This is a genomic window from Streptosporangium sp. NPDC000396 (assembly GCF_042898655.1).
Classification (GTDB): domain Bacteria; phylum Actinomycetota; class Actinomycetes; order Streptosporangiales; family Streptosporangiaceae; genus Streptosporangium.
On record NZ_JBIAZA010000045.1, the window covers coordinates 1 to 14,800 of the forward strand.

Consider the following 14,800-nt stretch of genomic DNA (forward strand, 5'->3'; position numbering starts at 1 on the left):
CGGTGCCGGACAGCACCGCGACCATCACCGCGGTGGGTTGCCGTCCGGCCGCGGTCAGCAGGCCGTCCAGCCGCTCCAGCTCACCGGCCCGGCCGACGAACTGGACGGGGTCGGCGGGCAACTGGCGCATCGGCATGAGCGGCGGCAGCCGCGCCGCCCCCGTGGAACCCGGTGGAGGATCTTCCAGGTTGGGGTCGCCGGCCAGGATCCGGTGCTGCACCTGCCGGAGCTCGGGTGTGGGCTCCAGGCCGAGTTCCTCGATGAGCCGCTCCCGTAGCGAGCGGTAGACGTCGAGCGCCTCGGCACGGCGTCCGTCCCGGTGGAGAGCGACCATGAGGTGGGCGTGCAGCCTTTCCCGCAGCGGGTGTACAGCGGTCAGGCGGCCCAGGTCAGCGATCAGTTCGGCGTGCTTGTCCAGCGACAGCATCGCCTCGGAGCGGTCCTCCAGCACGCGCAGCCGCAGTTCCTCCAGCCGGGCCGCCTCTGCCTCGCCGGACGGGCCGCTCACCCCGCCCAGTGCCCCGCCCCGCCACAGCGCCAGAGCCTCGTCGTAACAGGCGACCGCGAGTTCCACGCGACCGCCGGTTTTCGCTTCCCGCGCCTGATGGACCTTGCGGATGAACACGTCCAGATCGAGCTGGTCAGGTTCGACGTGAATCAGGTACCCGGGCGGCCGTGTGACGATGACATCCCGGCCGACGCCCACGAGTGCCTTGCGTAGTCCCGACACCAGCATCCGGACGCGGCTCTCCGGCGCGGCGGGTTGTGGCTGGCCCCACACCATGTCGGCGAGGTGGTGGACGGCCACCACTCGGTTGGCGTTGAGCAGCAGCATCGCCAGCAACGACCGCTGTTTGCCGTTGAGCGCGATCAGGTCGGTTCCCACATGGGTCTCGATCGGGCCTAGGAGACGAAACCTCACCTGACAGGCAGTCACGTCGGCCGATCCTTCCCGACTTCGCCGGAAACGGCAAGATCAAAGGATCTTGTCCCGGTCGTGAGACCCTGCGAGGTGCGGGAACGAAGAATGGCAGGTCACGGGCCATCGCGGTGCCCGGCCCCTCACCCACCGGGCTCTTACATCACCTGTCAGCCAGGCGGTGGAGACCGTCGCGCCTTGACAGTGTGCGGCGCGAGGAACTCTAATGATCCACATGTCGCGTGCCGCCGGCCGGGAGGACGGCGGCGGCATGGAGGCAACGTAGCAAGGGGTAATGTCGTGAACTCTCACTTCACAGGTCGCGCCTGATCTCATCGGCGCCCGCGCGCCGTCCCCGCGCCCAACGGTGCTGAGCACCGCCCCCGCACGCGAGCCTCTGTCGAATCCGGCGGATCAGTGACCGGCTGACGGTCCACCGTCCCGCGTGCTCATCAAGGTTTCTCTGCTCCCGGCGGGACCGGCACGCGGTGGCTTCACGCTGCCCACGTCACAGTCATCCACCACCCGCGCACAGTCGCGGTTTTCTCCCACGCATGGAGCGAAAACAGAGCATGCCCAACGACTTCAACCAGCAGATCATCGAAGAGTTCCGCGCCAACCACGGACAGGTCGGCGGCTTTTTCGAGGGGGCCCGGCTGCTCCTTCTGACGACCATCGGGGCCAGGACGGGAGCACGCCGTACGACGCCGCTCGGCTATCTGCCGGACGGTGAGCGAAAGCTGGTCATCGCCTCCGCCGGGGGCGCACCGGCCCATCCGGCGTGGTATCACAACCTCCTCGCCCATCCGCGCGTGACCGTGGAGGACGGCGTCTTCACCTACCAGGCGGAGGCGACCGTTCTGGAAGGCGAGGAACGGGATCGCCTGTTCGCCCGCGCGGTGGAGGCGGATTCCGGATGGGCCGCCTACCAGGCCAAGACGACCCGGGTCATTCCCGTGGTCGCCCTGAACGCGATCGACGGCGCGCCGCCCGCCGGACCGTGGGGGGACGGTCTCAAGGTGATCCATGACGCGTTCCGCAGGGAACTCGCCCTGATCCGCAAGGAGGTCGCCGAGTCGGGACCGGGCCTCGGCGCGCAGTTGCGCGTCAACTGCCTGACGCTGTGCCAGGGACTTCACCACCATCACACCGGCGAGGACGGCCGGATGTTCCCCTCCCTGGAGGAGCGCCATCCCGAACTCGCCCCGGTCCTGGCCCGGCTGCGCCGCGAGCACACGGTGGTCGAACAGCATCTGACCCGGCTGCGGGCCCTGGTCTCCGGCGACGGATCCGACGCCGGCGCGGTCCTGGCCGAGGTCAACCGGCTCACAGCGGACCTGGAAGCGCACCTGGACTACGAAGAGCAGTACCTGATCCCCATTTTGAACGCGATTACCATCTGACCCGTCCGGCGCCGGTCATCCGACGGCGCCCGTGTCAGCGCCTCCTCAGTTTGACGCCGGCGGCGATGAGCCGCTTGGCGTGCTTCTTGTGGACCGCTTGGCGCGTCACCCCCAGGGCCTCGGCGACCTGCGGCCAGCTCCAGCCCGCTCGCATGGCCTGCTCTACGGCGGCGTCCTCTATCTGATCGGCAAGGCGCCTCAACGCCGCCACGGCCGCCAGCGCATCGCCGGGCTCCTGGGAACGGGGAATCTCAACACCGGACATGCAAGCAACCTTAGTTGACTAATTTCGGATCAGTCGACACAGGCTGCTCATCGCAGTTTCGCCGCCCGATCACCCTGTCGGCCCGCGCGGCTGGCCGGGCTCAGGACCGCTTTCCCCGAACACGCCCGGCGGGCGCCATCCCGGCCACTCCCGCCGGGCGAATCCAGTGCGCTCCTCTTGTATAGTCGGTTTCTGATATCAGGAGGCGACTATGGCACGCAGTGTGGACAACCCCTTGGCCTTGGCCGTGATGGGTCTGCTGATGGAGCGGCCCATGCATCCCTACGAGATGTCCGCCGTGCTGCGCGAACGCGGCAAGGACAACAGCGTGCGGATCAACCGGGGGTCGCTGTACGACGTGGTGACCGCCCTGGACGGCGAAGGCTGGATCATGGCGCAGACCCCCGTCCGGGAAGGCAACAGACCTGCCCGGACGGTGTATGTGCTGACCGAGACCGGCCGGGACGCATTCATCAGGCGGCTCGACGAACAGATCCGTAACCCCCGGCGTGAGTACCCGATCTTTCTCACCGCCGTCGCCTACCTCGGCGCGCTGGGACCGGACGGGGCACAGGCGGCACTGCGCGAGCGGGCCGACCGGCTCCGTGCCACCATCGCCGACGATCAGCGGGCCCTCAAGGAGGCGCTGGCGTCCGGGCAGGTGCCACGCCTGTTCGTCATCGAAGCCGAATACGCCCTGCACATGGCACACAGCGAGCTCGCCTGGGTGAACACCACCATTGAACAGATCACCACGGGAGCTCTGACATGGCCCAGCGGCCACGAAACCCACAACGACGAAGGGAACTGACCGTGATCTCCCCCAACGGCACATCAGATGGCTTCATTTTCGGGATCTACCCCGGTGGAATCGCCGGTGACGACACGGGAGGCCTGGCCCAGGGCCCGGCGAACAACCCCGAACGGATCAGCGAGGCCCTCCGCCGGCTGCAGTCCGGTGACCGCCCCTTCCTGGTCCGCGGCTACCTGTCGTTCATCGACTCCGGCGACGCTCGCCAGATCACGCAGGCCCCGGAGCGGGTCGAGCAATACGCCGGCGATGGACGCGCCCTGGATCTGGTCGCCCAATACCGATCCCAGAGCGGCGATGTCATCGGATATACGGACTTCGTCCGCCAGCTCGTCCGCCGTCACGGACACCACACCGCGTTCCTGCAGGTGACCGAGGAACCCAACGTCGCAGGCAATCCCACACTTGACGGGCACTACCCCCGCGTTCAGCAAGCCCTCATAGAAGGCGTGCTCGCCGCCAAGGACGAAGCTCGGAAGCAGGGTTTCGAGCACCTCAAGGTCGGCTTCAACACCACACCGCTGTTCGGCCCCGCCGCCGACTTCATCGACTCACTCACCCGCAGCGGCGGGAAGGAGTTCCTGAACGCCCTCGACTATGTCGGGCTCGACTTCTTTCCCGACGTCTTCCAGCCCATCCCCGCCGACCAGCTTCACGAGGCCGTTACCGGCCTGCTCGGCTTTCACCGCGCCGAACGTCTCACCCCCGCCGGCATCGACCCCGCCACACCGCTGCACATCACCGAGAACGGCTGGCCCACCGGACCGGAGCGAACAGAACAGCGGCAAGCGCAGGTCCTGGAGACGATCGTCCAGGCGATCGCGAGCTGCCGGGCCACACTCAACATCAGCGGATACACCCATTTCACCCTACGTGACGCCGACAGCGCCAATCCTGGCCTGTTCCACCGCTTCGGCCTCCTGAACGACGACTACACCCCCAAACTGGCCTTCGCCACCTACCAGACGCTCATCGATCAACTCAGCCGGTGAGCGCACAGGGCGGGCGCGGTGGCCTCCGGCACCGGGCCACGCGGCGAGGAATCGCCCCGAACCGTCAACCGCCCTTCCGCAGTAGGGCTGACCTGCGCGTTTCTTGAAGCGGCGCCGCCAACAGCAGCGGCGCCGACATCCATCGAGGACGAGGGGGCGCCGGAAGACATTCTTCCGGCGCCCCCTCGGCGTACCGCGGCCTCGGTGTCATGCAGCCCGAGGTGGAGACCGGGTGAGCGGACAGCCGGGCCAGCTGCCCGGCGGTGTCGCGTGAGGCGGCCTGGCCTTCCCATGATCAGCTCTTGCGCATCCGGTAGGCCCGTTGCTGGCAGGCGCGGGAGCAGTAGTCCCGAGGCCGGCCCGTGGCGGCGGCGTCGATGGTCTTACCGCACACCACACACCGAGTTACATCACAACTTTCATCACGACTTTCATCACGGATAAGCGCTTCTATCCCGTCAAGCACCCGCCGCAGGCCGAACTCGAACGGGTCCAGCGGTGCGTCGTATCCCCCCTCTCTGTAAATGCGGCTCAGCGTCGGATAGCGGTCCAGGTGCTGGAAGAGCGAGTCGCGAGCCCCCCACCACTCCTCCTCGCTGACACCCGTGCGCCGCTCGGTCCGCGCGGTCTCCACCACCTGCCGGGCGGCGCTTTCGACGAACCCGCCGACGAGGGTGACCACGGCCACCACCTCCGCGGGCGGCAGCCCGGTCCGCGCCACCACGTCCAGCGCCCGCTCGAAGCTCGCCACCGCGTTCGGTCCCGGCACCCGCCGGGAACCGTCCAACGACTCGACCAGCCAGGGGTGCCGCCGGTAGAGCGCCAGTCCGGCCCGCGCCCACGCCTCCAGTCCGGCCCGCCAGCCCGACCGGTGACCGGCGCCGGCGGACACCTCCTCCTCCCCCATCACCTCATCGCGCATGAGGTCGACCAGCTCTGTCTTGCCCGGCACGTGACGGTAGAGCGACATGGTGGTGAAGCCCAGCCGCTCGGCGACCCGCCGCATGGAAACCGCGGCCAGGCCCTCGGCGTCGGCCAGCTCGATCGAGGCTCGCACGATCCGCTCCAGGCTGAGGCCGCGCCTGGACCTCGCCCCCCACAGCAGCTCGGTGCTGCGCTCCGGATTCGCCATCTTGACTCCCTTCCCTATATATGCTGTATACCAAATGTGTACACAATAAACACGAGGGGGCACCTCTATGTTCTTCGTTGATCCGGCGGGAGACGACTCGGGTCCGGGTACGATCGAGCGGCCGTTCGCAACACTGGAGCGGGCACGCTCAGCGGCGGCGCCGGGCACCGTGGTCAACCTCAGGGCCGGCACACACCGTCTCACCGAGCCGTTCCGGCTCTCGGCCGCCGACTCCGGCGTCGTCTACCAGGCCTACGGCCACGGCACCGCCGGACAGGAGCGGGTCGTGATCAGCGGCGGCCGGAGGATCACCGGTTGGCGCCAGGGCGACGACGGCGTCTACCGCGCCGAGACTCCCGGCCTGGCCACCCGCCAGCTCTACGTCTCCGGGCGCCGCGCCGTACGGGCCTCCATCGCCCTCGATCACCACCTGACCAGGACCGAGACCGGTTACGTCATCGACGACCCCGCGCCCCAGTCCTGGCAGGGCGAGGTGGAATTCGTCTACCGGGGCGCCTACCCCTGGTCCGAGGCCCGCTGCCAGGCGTCGCGGATCTCCGGGGACGAGCGCTCGACCACCATCACCATGGCGCAACCCGCCTTCGGCTGGGCCGCACGGCTCTACCAGTCGGTCATCACCTGGGAAGGCCCGGGCGCCGGGGAGTCCAACGGCACCGACGCCCCGACCTCGGCCGAGAACAGTCCCGCGTTCCTGACCGAGGGCACCTTCGCGCTGAGCGGCGGCGTCCTGCACTACCTGCCGCTCCCCGGCGAGGACTTCGACGACGTGGTGGCGCCGATGCTGGAGATGCTGCTGCACGCCCGGGACGTGCACGACGTCGCCTTCCGCGGCATCACCTTCGCGGAGGCGACCTGGCTGCGGCCCAGCACGGCGGAGGGATTCCTGCACTACCACGGCAACGGCTACTACGACGGCGGCCCGCTCCAGACGGTCACCTTCGCCGAAGGCCAGGGGCAGGTCGTCATCCCCGGGGACTCTGCGGCCATGCCCGGCAACGTGATCTTTGAGAACGCCTCACGGGTCACGCTGGAAGGCTGCCGGTTCACCCGGCTGGGCGCGGTCGCGCTGGAGTTCCGCGGCGACGGCGCGGACAACGTGCTGCGCGGCAGCGTGGTCGACGAGGTGTCCGGCGGCGGCGTGGTGATCGGCTCAGGAGCACGCCGCCACCGGCTCGAGAACAACCACATCCACCACGTCGGCCGCGACTACCACGGCTCACCGGCCATCCTGCTGTCCGGCACCCGGGACACCGTCGTGTCGCACAACCAGGTCAACGATGTGCCGCACGCAGGCATCGTGGTGTACGAGGGGCGCGGTGCCCAGGTGCTGAACAACCTGGTGCACGACACGATGCAGGTGCTGGCCGACGGCGGCGGCATCTACCTGTCCGGCAGCCAGGGCACCTCGCACGCCGGCGGCGCGCTGGTCCGCGGCAACGTCGTCCGCGACACGATCACCCCCTACAACTTCGGTCTCTACACCGACTACGGGGCCGCATGGGTCACTGTCCAGGGCAACGTCGTCCACCGGGCCGACGCCCCGGTGGTGCTGAACGTGTCGCCACCGCTGGAGCACGTGGCGTTCATCGGCAACTTCTGGGACGCCGACCCTGGCAATCCCCCCGAGGGTGTGACGCTCTCTGGCAACACGACGCTCTCGGAGAAGGCGTTCGGCGACGACCCGACGGTCGCCGACATCGTGGCCTGTGCGGGGCTCGGGGACCCCCACCAGGTGTATTGACCACGAGCGTTGTCGACGGCAGGGCTTGATCTGTAACGACGACCTCCGTGAGGACTCGACGCCCTCACGGAGGTCGTCGTGTCCCGCCGTGACGCCCGGCTGACCGCGTATCGCTTCACCGACCATGATCGGGAGTCTCAGGCGCCGGGTCCGTCGGCCCCTGAGCACCCCTCGTTCTCGTCTGTCTCACCCCTACGCCTTGTTCCGGAGCGTGCGGTGGATGGCCAGGCCGGCGAACGCCAGTGATGCGGCGGTCAGGATGGCCGCCTCGGTCCATTGGAATCGCCAGAACCGCGTGGGCGGGTGGAAGTAGACGGCGTACCGGTAGCCCTTGCCGAACAGGCACCGCTCGTACGCTTGCTGGTTCCGGTTGCTCTGCCCGACATCCGGCCGGTGGGGGCAGATTCCCGTGGGCGGGTTCGTGAGCTCCTTTCCGGCGGGGTCGATCCAGGCCTCGCTCACCAACCGGGGATCGGGATTGTCCAGCACGGTGGCGTCGGACAGCACGGCGCGCGCCGGTTCGGCGTAGTGCGCGCTGAGGTTGAACAGGGCGATCATCGTCACGGTGATTCCGGCCACGACCAGCGCCATCGCCGGCAGCGTGCGCCGAAACATCGCTCCGGCCGCGGTGCCCAGCATGAAGGCGTACAGCCACCACGCCGCCGGGGCCACGCCCACCATGTTGAACACGCCGGGGTTACCGAACAGCTCCTTCTGGAGGAAGATCGGCCGCCACAGGCTGACCATCGCCGAAAGCAGTAGCCCTCCGACGATGACCACCCCGCCGAGCATGACGAGCTTGACTGCCAACCAGCGGCTGACGGAGACCGACTGGGTCCAGGCCAGTTTGTGCGTGCCGCGCTCGTACTCGCGGCCTAGCAGCGGCGCACCCCAGAACGCGCCGATCAGTGCGGGGGCGACCAGGGGCATCCAGCCATAGATCGTGTAGATCGCGTCATACCGATCGTCGAGCGCCGCCGCCAGATCCCAGCAGGTGGATGCGGGGCCCGGACATCCAGGCGGCGCATGATCGGCGATGTACAGATTCGCCTCCACCGCCGAGCCGAGCAAGAGCAGACCGAGCGCGGCCAGCAACCCGGCGGTGACGAGGATCTGCGCCCGGTGCTGGCGCCAGGTCAGCCAGATCATCCTCGCACCTCCGCGAGCTTGGGTAGCGCGGCCGCTTCCGGGCTGCGCAGGTAGGCCATGACCAGTTCCTCCAGGTTGACTGGACGGGCGCTCCAACGCGGGTCGAGCACCGGCGCGCCCCTCACCAGCAGCCGGGCCTGTCTGCCGGTACGGCTCGCCTCCACCACCTGCGTCCTGGCCGTCACACCGTCGGCCAGCTCGGCCGGCCCTGACAGCACCAGGTGCTCGGCGAGCAGGTCGTCGATGTCGCCGCTGACCTGCACCCGGCCGCCGTTCAGCACGATCAGCCAGTCGCAGGTGTCGTGCAAATCGGCGACGACATGGGAGGAGAGCAGGACCGTCAGCGGCTGGTCGGCGACCTCGGCCATGAGCGATCGCATGACGTCGTGCCGGGCCACCGGATCGAGATTGGCCAGTGGCTCATCCAGCACGAGCAGGTCGGGGCGCTTGGCCAGTGCGACGGTGAGCGCGACCTGGGCCTGTTGGCCGCCCGACAGCTTGGTGACCTTGCGGTCCAGTGGGATGCCCAGATCGGCCAGGCGGCCGGTCGCGTACGCGTCGTCCCAGCCGGGGTTCAGCCGGCGCCCGAAAGTGAGCATCTCGGCGACCGTGAAGGCGTCGTACAGCGGTTTGTCCTGGGCCATGAAGGCGGCCTCCCCCGCGACCTCGATCGACCCGGCACTCGGTTCGAGCAGCCCGACGATCGTGTGCAGCAGTGTGGTCTTGCCCGCGCCGTTGGGGCCGACGAGGGCAGCGACCCGGCCGGAGGGGATGGCCAGTGAGCAGTCGCGCAACGCCCACATGCGCCGGTAGCGGACACCTAGGCCGGTTGCCTGCAGTGCGATGGTCACGCTATGCCCTCCCGGAAGGAGTCGGCCATCGCCATGGCGAACAGCGTCTCCATGTCGTCGCGGTCGAGGCCGGCCTCGTGTGCCTGCCGTACCCACTCGTCCAGGCTCCGGCGCAGAGCGGTGTGATCGGCCAGCCGGGCGCCGCCGATCGAGCGCTGGACGAAGGTTCCCAGCCCGGGCTTGCCCGCCACCAGGCCTTCACGTTCCAGCTCGCGGTAGGCCTTGAGCACCGTGTTGGGGTTGATCGCCAGGGCGTCGACCACCTCCCGCGCGGTCGGCAGCTTGTCGCCTGGCCGCAGCGTGCCCAGCCGGAGTGCCTGTTTGACCTGATGGACGAGCTGAAGGTACGTCGACACCCCCGATCTACGGTCCAGGTTGAATTCGATCACGCGAAAACCACTCTTTCACTAGATGAATAGTTAAATAGTGTTGGATGTGATCTTCACTTGTCAAAACCAACCGGCTACGGCGAAACGCGGCGCTCCTCGCGACCGCCGCCCTCGGGAGGGCCGGGCATCCGATTCGCACCTGGCGCCGCCCGCGGGTTGTCCTACCATCTCGGCATGTCCACTCATGAGCGGGAGATCACCGAGCCGGTCGATCTCTGCACCCCGGACGGACGGCTCAACCCCGCCGCGATCGGCTGGTCACGCACCCCGCTGCACACGTGCAACCTGCGAGGCTGGGGCCGCACCAAGCGCTGGGAGTACTGGTGCGTCACCACCCCCACCCACCTGATCGCGATAACCGTCAGCGACATCGACTACCTGGCGCTCAACAGCGTCTACTTCCTTGAGTACGGCGGCCGTGAGGTCGAGCGCACCGCGATGGTTCCCCTGCGCGGAGGCGTACGGCTGCCGCGCAGCCTCGGCGACGAAGACGTGATCGTCAACGGGGCGGTGAACATCGAGATCCTCCGGGAACCCGGAGGGACCAGGCTCCGTGCCCGCTGCGTGACCACCGACGGTCCGATCGAAGCGGACCTGCTGGTCACAATGCCGGAAGGACACGAGACGCTCAGCGTGGTCATCCCATGGAGCGAACGCCGCTTCCAGTACACCTCCAAGCACACCGCCCGCCCCGCCGAGGGCATCGTGACGATCGGCTCCGCCTCCTACGACTTCGCCGGCGGCTGGGGCGTGCTGGATCACGGCCGGGGGCGCTGGCCGTACGACACCCGGTGGAACTGGGGCGCGGCCGGAGGCCACGCCGGCGGTCACGCCGTCGGGCTGCAGTTCGGCGGCACGTGGACCCGGGGCACCGGCATGACCGAGAACTCCCTGTGCGTCGACGGCAGGCTTACCAAGATCGGCGAAGAGCTGGACTGGAGCTACGCGGACGTCATGAAGCCCTGGGAGATCAGCACCCCCGGCTCGGACCGGGTCCGTCTGACCTTCACGCCTTTCCACGACCGGAAGGCGAAGGCCAACGCCGGATTCATCGCCACCGACGTCCACCAGTGCTTCGGACACTACACCGGCACCGTTCGCCCTGACGGGGGCGAGCCGATCCACGTCGACCGCCTGCTCGGCTGGGCCGAGCAGGTTCACATGCGCTGGTAGACGGGGCTCTGGCCGCCGGACCGGCACCGCGGCCCGTGGCGGTCCGGGTGCGGGCGGTGTCAGCGTACGGTGCCGTCCCACTGCCAGTTCGCGCGCCGGGGCAGCCCGGGAAGCGGGATGCGGCCCGTGCACCACAGCAGGGTGGCGGACGGGTCGTGCCCGGACGGGGCGTCGGGGAAGAGGCGGGCGAGAACGGCGGCGCTGAGGTCGCCCGGCGGAACCCAGGGAAGGCCGAGGGTGCGGGTGATGTCGTAGGTGTGGACCATCAGTTCGGTCATCCCCATGGCGGCGAAACCGGCGGCGTCGGAGTGACCCCATGGGTGCCAGGCCCGTGCTTCCGCAGGCGTGTCGCGGACCGTGGAAATGAGCAGGGAAGCGGCGATATGGAGACCCTCCAGGCAGGCGGGAATGGGGGCTTGGGGATCGAGTGAGGCGAAGAGGGTGATGTAGCGGTCGCGGGGGCGGGCGATGAGCAGGCCCGCGTAGCCGGTCAGGCCCAGGGCGAGGTGGTCGAGGGTCTCGCGGCAGGTCCAGCTGAGGCCTCCGGCGGGGCGTGACCACTCCTGTCCGGCGCCTTCCAGGAGGACGGCCAGGCAACCGGCGGCGGCGCCGGACAGCAGCTCCGGCCATGAAGTGGCGGGAGACGCCGGTTCCGGCGCGGGACGGGCGGTGGCCGCCGGTGTCATGGTCACTTGCCTTCCTCCGGGTTCCGCAGGACCTCGATCACGCTCGCGTAGCTGTCGGAGCCGTGACCCGCGGCCTTGGCCCGTTCCATGGTGCTCTTCAGCAGCTCGGGCAGCGCGTTGTCGATGCCGCGGGCCTCCGCGGCGTGGATGAGGTGGTCGATGGCCGCGATCTGCACGTCGACGGTGGCGTCGTCGCCCGGGTAGCGGCCGGCGTCCACCTGGGGCGCGTACGTGGTCAGGAAACCGGCCACGGCGGTCAGCCAGCGGATCGCGACGGGGGTGAAGTCCGTGGCTTGTGTCTTGTCCGCGCCGACCAGCGCGGTGCCGTGCAGCCAGCCGGTCATGGTGGCCCACATCAGGCCGAGCAGGGCGGCGTCGTAGAGAGAGGCCAGGCCCGGGTCGGCGCCCAGGTACAGGGGGTCTCCCAGCGCCGCCAGGGTGGGGCGGTGGGCGTCGAAGACGGCCTGCGGGCCGCTGTAGAAGAACATCATCTCCGGGCTGCCGACGCCCGGCGGAGTGGTCATGATCGCGCCGTCGAGATAGTCGGCGCCGTGCGACCCGGCCCACGAGGCGGCCTCGTGGGCCTGCTCCGGGGAGCCGGAGATGAGGTTGACCAGGGTCTTGCCCGCGAGGGAGCCGGCGACCGGGTCGAGGACGGCGTGCAGTGCCTCGTAGTCGAGCACGCAGGCGATGACGAGCGGGCTCGCCGCGATCGCCTCCTCCGGTGTCCCGGCCAGGCGTGCGCCCCGGTCGACCAGTGCCTGGGCCCTGCCCGCCGAGCGGTTCCACACGGTGGTCGGGTGCCCCCGCTCCAGCAGCGTGGCGGCCAGTGCCGAGCCCATCGAGCCCAGTCCTATGACGGTCACGGCCGTGCGGTCAGAATTCATGCCTCAGCTCCTCATTGCGTCCGCCGGTGGCGGCTGATCACGTGAGGACCACGCTCGCAGCATGCCGCGACCGGGGACAGTGACAGGAATGACGGCAAACACCAAATTCCTGCCATAGGCTTCGGAGCATGAGTGCTGGTTCCGTCGCCGTCGTCGTGACCGAGAACATCGGTGTCCCCTCGTGGGACCTGTACGAGCTGAGCATCCCCTGCACGGTCTTCGGGAAGCCGCAGCCCGATCTGGCCGATCCCTGGTACGACCTGCGGCTGTGCGGGACGGGTGAGAACCCGCAGGATGCTCCTCCGGCCGAGTTCGGGCTGGCGCTGCGGACCCCCTACGGGCTCGACGACCTCGCCGGAGCGGACACGGTCATCGTGCCCTCGGTGCCCGACTCCTGCGTCGAGGACGGCAGGCCGCTGCCGCAGGCGCTGATCACGGCCCTGCGCCGCGCCTACGACGCCGGTGCCCGCATGGTCTCCCTGTGCACCGGCGCCTTCGCGCTCGCCGAGGCGGGACTGCTCGACGGACGCCGCGCCACCGCACACTGGATGCACACCGCGCAGTTGGCCGAGCGCTACCCGAAGGTGCAGGTCGACGACTCGGTGCTGTACGTGGACGACGGAGACGTGCTCACCAGCGCCGGGCTGACCGCGGGGCTCGACCTCTGCCTGCACCTGGTGCGCCGCGATCTGGGTGCGCACGTCGCCAACCAGCTGGCCCGCCGGATGGTCGTGCCCGCCCACCGGCCCGGCGGCCAGGCGCAGTTCATCGACCTGTCGGTGCCCGCCACCGACGACAGGGGCCTGACGCCTGTCCTGGAATGGGCCCGTACCCGCCTGGACCAGCCGCTGACGGTCGAGGACCTGGCACGGCGGGCGGCGATGAGCCCGCGGACGTTCTACCGGCGGCTCCAGGCGGCCACGGGGACGACGCCGCTGCAGTGGCTCCTCAACCAGCGGCTGGGACGGGCACAGAGCCTGCTGGAGTCAACGGACCTGCCGATCGAGAAGGTCGGGGAGCTGAGCGGGCTGGGCACCGCGAACAACCTGCGCCACCACTTCCTCAAGCAGATCGGGGTGTCGCCGGGCGACTACCGGCGGGCCTTCCCCCGCGCGACGGCCGAGCCGCCTGCAACCACCCCCCATGCGACGGCCGAGCCGTTCTCCTTCAGGACCGAGCCGTTCTCCACCGTCTGAGGGCAGGGCGCGGGGCCGCCCGCCTCCGTGCCCGGCCGGCGGGCATCCGTGCCGCCTTCCGCCTTCCGCATGCCGGGCGCGCCGCCCGGGACCGTTTACGAATCTTTCCTCCGGGGAGACAACACAGCTCACGGCGCCACCTCCGTGAGCCGTGTCCATCTCGCCGAGGCGGCAGGCCTCCCCAGGGAAGGCGGTCATCATGAGCAGCGCACCGATCTCCTCCTCCGATTACGACCGGATCGCGATCATCACCGGGGCGGACTCCGGCATCGGCAAGGCGACCGCGGTGGTCCTGGCCGAGCAGGGCTTCGACGTGGGGATCACTTTCCACACCGATCAGGCGGGTGCCGAACAGACCGCGAAGCTCGTCCGCGACCGTGGCCGGGCGGCGGCCGTGCGCGGGCACGACCTGGCCGATCCGGAGAAGGCCTCCTCCGCGGTGGACGAGCTGGCCGACGAGCTGGGCGGTGTCGGTGTCCTGGTGAACAACGCCGGGACCGGCAGCAGCCGCCCGCTTCTGGAGATGGACTTCGAGCAGTGGCGGTCGGTGCTCGCGGTGGACCTCGACGGCGCGTTCCTGTGTGCCCAGCGGGCGGCCCGCCGCATGGTCGCCTCGGGCCGTGGGGGCCGCATCATCAACATCACCAGCGTCCACGAGGAATACCCCCGGGTCGGGGCCGGGCCGTACTGCGCGGCCAAGGGCGGCCTGCGCATGCTGAGCCGCGTGCTCGCGCTCGAGCTGGCGCCGCACGGGATCACGGTGAACACCGTCGCCCCGGGCGAGATCGCCACTCCGATGACCGGCCAGGAGGACCAGCCGCCGGAGCCCGGCAGCAGGCCCGGCTACCCGATCGCCCGGCCCGGTGACGCCCGCGAGGTCGCCGCCGCCGTCGCCTTCCTCGCCGGCCCTTCTTCCTCCTACGTCACGGGGTCGTCCCTGTTCGTCGACGGAGGCCTGGGGCTCATGGGCCCGCAGGCGGCCGGTGCGCTGCCTTCGGGCGAATGGCGCCGGGGCTGAACCGGACGGTCTCCCTCGCGGGCGCCAGGCCGTCGACCGCCTCGACGATCTGCGTGGCCGGCACCGGCGACAAGCACGGACGGCCGGCAACGGAGCGGTTCGGGCCGGGGTGCCCTGGCAGGGGCGTGCTGGTCGCCGAGCACCACCGTTCCAGGGGATGACCACAG

At 69.6% G+C, this 14,800-nt stretch carries 16 protein-coding genes; 8 read left to right on the top strand and 8 right to left on the bottom strand.

The window, feature by feature from the left end:
• Nucleotides 1-886: BTAD domain-containing putative transcriptional regulator (locus ACFY2X_RS43240; RefSeq protein ID WP_389949974.1), on the bottom strand; the 886-nt coding region annotated here is incomplete at its 3' end.
• A gap of 587 nt (nt 887-1,473) precedes the next feature.
• Here ACFY2X_RS43240 and ACFY2X_RS43245 point away from each other — a divergent pair.
• A complete protein-coding gene (locus ACFY2X_RS43245; protein WP_389949977.1) occupies nt 1,474-2,322 on the top strand; it encodes a nitroreductase/quinone reductase family protein in 849 nt (282 codons plus the stop codon).
• Between the two features lie 34 nt (nt 2,323-2,356).
• On the opposite strand, the gene ACFY2X_RS43250 is transcribed toward ACFY2X_RS43245, so the two are convergent.
• A complete protein-coding gene (locus ACFY2X_RS43250; protein WP_389949980.1) occupies nt 2,357-2,587 on the bottom strand; it encodes a hypothetical protein in 231 nt (76 codons plus the stop codon).
• Nucleotides 2,588-2,798: 211 nt separating this feature from the next.
• On the opposite strand from ACFY2X_RS43250, the gene ACFY2X_RS43255 reads away from it, so the two are divergent.
• Together ACFY2X_RS43255 and ACFY2X_RS43260 are read left to right on the top strand one after the other, a co-directional pair.
• The gene (locus ACFY2X_RS43255; RefSeq protein ID WP_389949982.1) at nt 2,799-3,398 is read left to right on the top strand and encodes a helix-turn-helix transcriptional regulator; all 600 of its coding nucleotides are present in this window, start codon (nt 2,799-2,801) and stop codon (nt 3,396-3,398) included.
• Between the two features lie 2 nt (nt 3,399-3,400).
• Nucleotides 3,401-4,390 carry a hypothetical protein gene (locus ACFY2X_RS43260; RefSeq protein WP_389949985.1) on the top strand — a complete coding sequence of 330 codons (990 nt, stop codon included), beginning with the start codon at nt 3,401-3,403 and terminating at the stop codon, nt 4,388-4,390.
• Nucleotides 4,391-4,685: 295 nt separating this feature from the next.
• Here the strand turns inward: ACFY2X_RS43260 and ACFY2X_RS43265 are convergent, their stop codons facing one another.
• Nucleotides 4,686-5,522: a TetR/AcrR family transcriptional regulator gene (locus tag ACFY2X_RS43265; protein WP_389949988.1), complete on the bottom strand. Its 837-nt coding sequence runs from the start codon at nt 5,520-5,522 to the stop codon at nt 4,686-4,688.
• A 67-nt stretch (nt 5,523-5,589) separates the two neighbouring features.
• On the opposite strand from ACFY2X_RS43265, the gene ACFY2X_RS43270 reads away from it, so the two are divergent.
• Nucleotides 5,590-7,284, top strand: a complete 1,695-nt coding sequence (locus ACFY2X_RS43270; protein ID WP_389949990.1) for a right-handed parallel beta-helix repeat-containing protein — start codon at nt 5,590-5,592, stop codon at nt 7,282-7,284.
• Nucleotides 7,285-7,476: 192 nt separating this feature from the next.
• Here ACFY2X_RS43270 and ACFY2X_RS43275 read toward each other — a convergent pair whose 3' ends face one another.
• From ACFY2X_RS43275 to ACFY2X_RS43285, 3 genes are read right to left on the bottom strand one after another with little or no spacing between them, the layout of a single operon-like run.
• Nucleotides 7,477-8,433, bottom strand: coding sequence for a hypothetical protein (locus tag ACFY2X_RS43275; protein WP_389949993.1), 957 nt, complete (start codon nt 8,431-8,433; stop codon nt 7,477-7,479).
• Nucleotides 8,430-9,284, bottom strand: a complete 855-nt coding sequence (locus ACFY2X_RS43280; RefSeq protein WP_389949996.1) for an ABC transporter ATP-binding protein — start codon at nt 9,282-9,284, stop codon at nt 8,430-8,432. The genes ACFY2X_RS43275 and ACFY2X_RS43280 overlap by 4 nt, the downstream gene beginning before the upstream one ends.
• Nucleotides 9,281-9,673 carry a GntR family transcriptional regulator gene (locus ACFY2X_RS43285; RefSeq protein ID WP_389949998.1) on the bottom strand — a complete coding sequence of 131 codons (393 nt, stop codon included), beginning with the start codon at nt 9,671-9,673 and terminating at the stop codon, nt 9,281-9,283. Before ACFY2X_RS43285 ends, ACFY2X_RS43280 begins: the two co-directional genes overlap by 4 nt.
• Nucleotides 9,674-9,847: 174 nt before the next feature.
• Between ACFY2X_RS43285 and ACFY2X_RS43290 the strand changes: the two genes are divergently transcribed.
• Complete coding sequence (locus ACFY2X_RS43290) at nt 9,848-10,846, top strand: DUF2804 domain-containing protein (RefSeq protein WP_389950000.1); 999 nt, start codon at nt 9,848-9,850, stop codon at nt 10,844-10,846.
• A 59-nt stretch (nt 10,847-10,905) separates the two neighbouring features.
• Here ACFY2X_RS43290 and ACFY2X_RS43295 read toward each other — a convergent pair whose 3' ends face one another.
• Together ACFY2X_RS43295 and ACFY2X_RS43300 are read right to left on the bottom strand one after the other, a co-directional pair.
• Nucleotides 10,906-11,532: a maleylpyruvate isomerase N-terminal domain-containing protein gene (locus ACFY2X_RS43295; protein ID WP_389950130.1), complete on the bottom strand. Its 627-nt coding sequence runs from the start codon at nt 11,530-11,532 to the stop codon at nt 10,906-10,908.
• A 2-nt stretch (nt 11,533-11,534) separates the two neighbouring features.
• Nucleotides 11,535-12,419 carry an NAD(P)-dependent oxidoreductase gene (locus ACFY2X_RS43300; RefSeq protein WP_389950003.1) on the bottom strand — a complete coding sequence of 295 codons (885 nt, stop codon included), beginning with the start codon at nt 12,417-12,419 and terminating at the stop codon, nt 11,535-11,537.
• 128 nt (nt 12,420-12,547) lie between these two features.
• Between ACFY2X_RS43300 and ACFY2X_RS43305 the strand changes: the two genes are divergently transcribed.
• The 3 genes from ACFY2X_RS43305 (at nt 12,548) to ACFY2X_RS43315 (ending at nt 14,794) form a co-directional block, all read left to right on the top strand.
• Nucleotides 12,548-13,615, top strand: coding sequence for a GlxA family transcriptional regulator (locus tag ACFY2X_RS43305; protein WP_389950005.1), 1,068 nt, complete (start codon nt 12,548-12,550; stop codon nt 13,613-13,615).
• Nucleotides 13,616-13,814: 199 nt separating this feature from the next.
• Nucleotides 13,815-14,633 carry an SDR family oxidoreductase gene (locus ACFY2X_RS43310; protein WP_389950008.1) on the top strand — a complete coding sequence of 273 codons (819 nt, stop codon included), beginning with the start codon at nt 13,815-13,817 and terminating at the stop codon, nt 14,631-14,633.
• Complete coding sequence (locus ACFY2X_RS43315) at nt 14,618-14,794, top strand: hypothetical protein (RefSeq protein WP_389950011.1); 177 nt, start codon at nt 14,618-14,620, stop codon at nt 14,792-14,794. The genes ACFY2X_RS43310 and ACFY2X_RS43315 overlap by 16 nt, the downstream gene beginning before the upstream one ends.
• Nucleotides 14,795-14,800 lie beyond the last annotated feature (6 nt).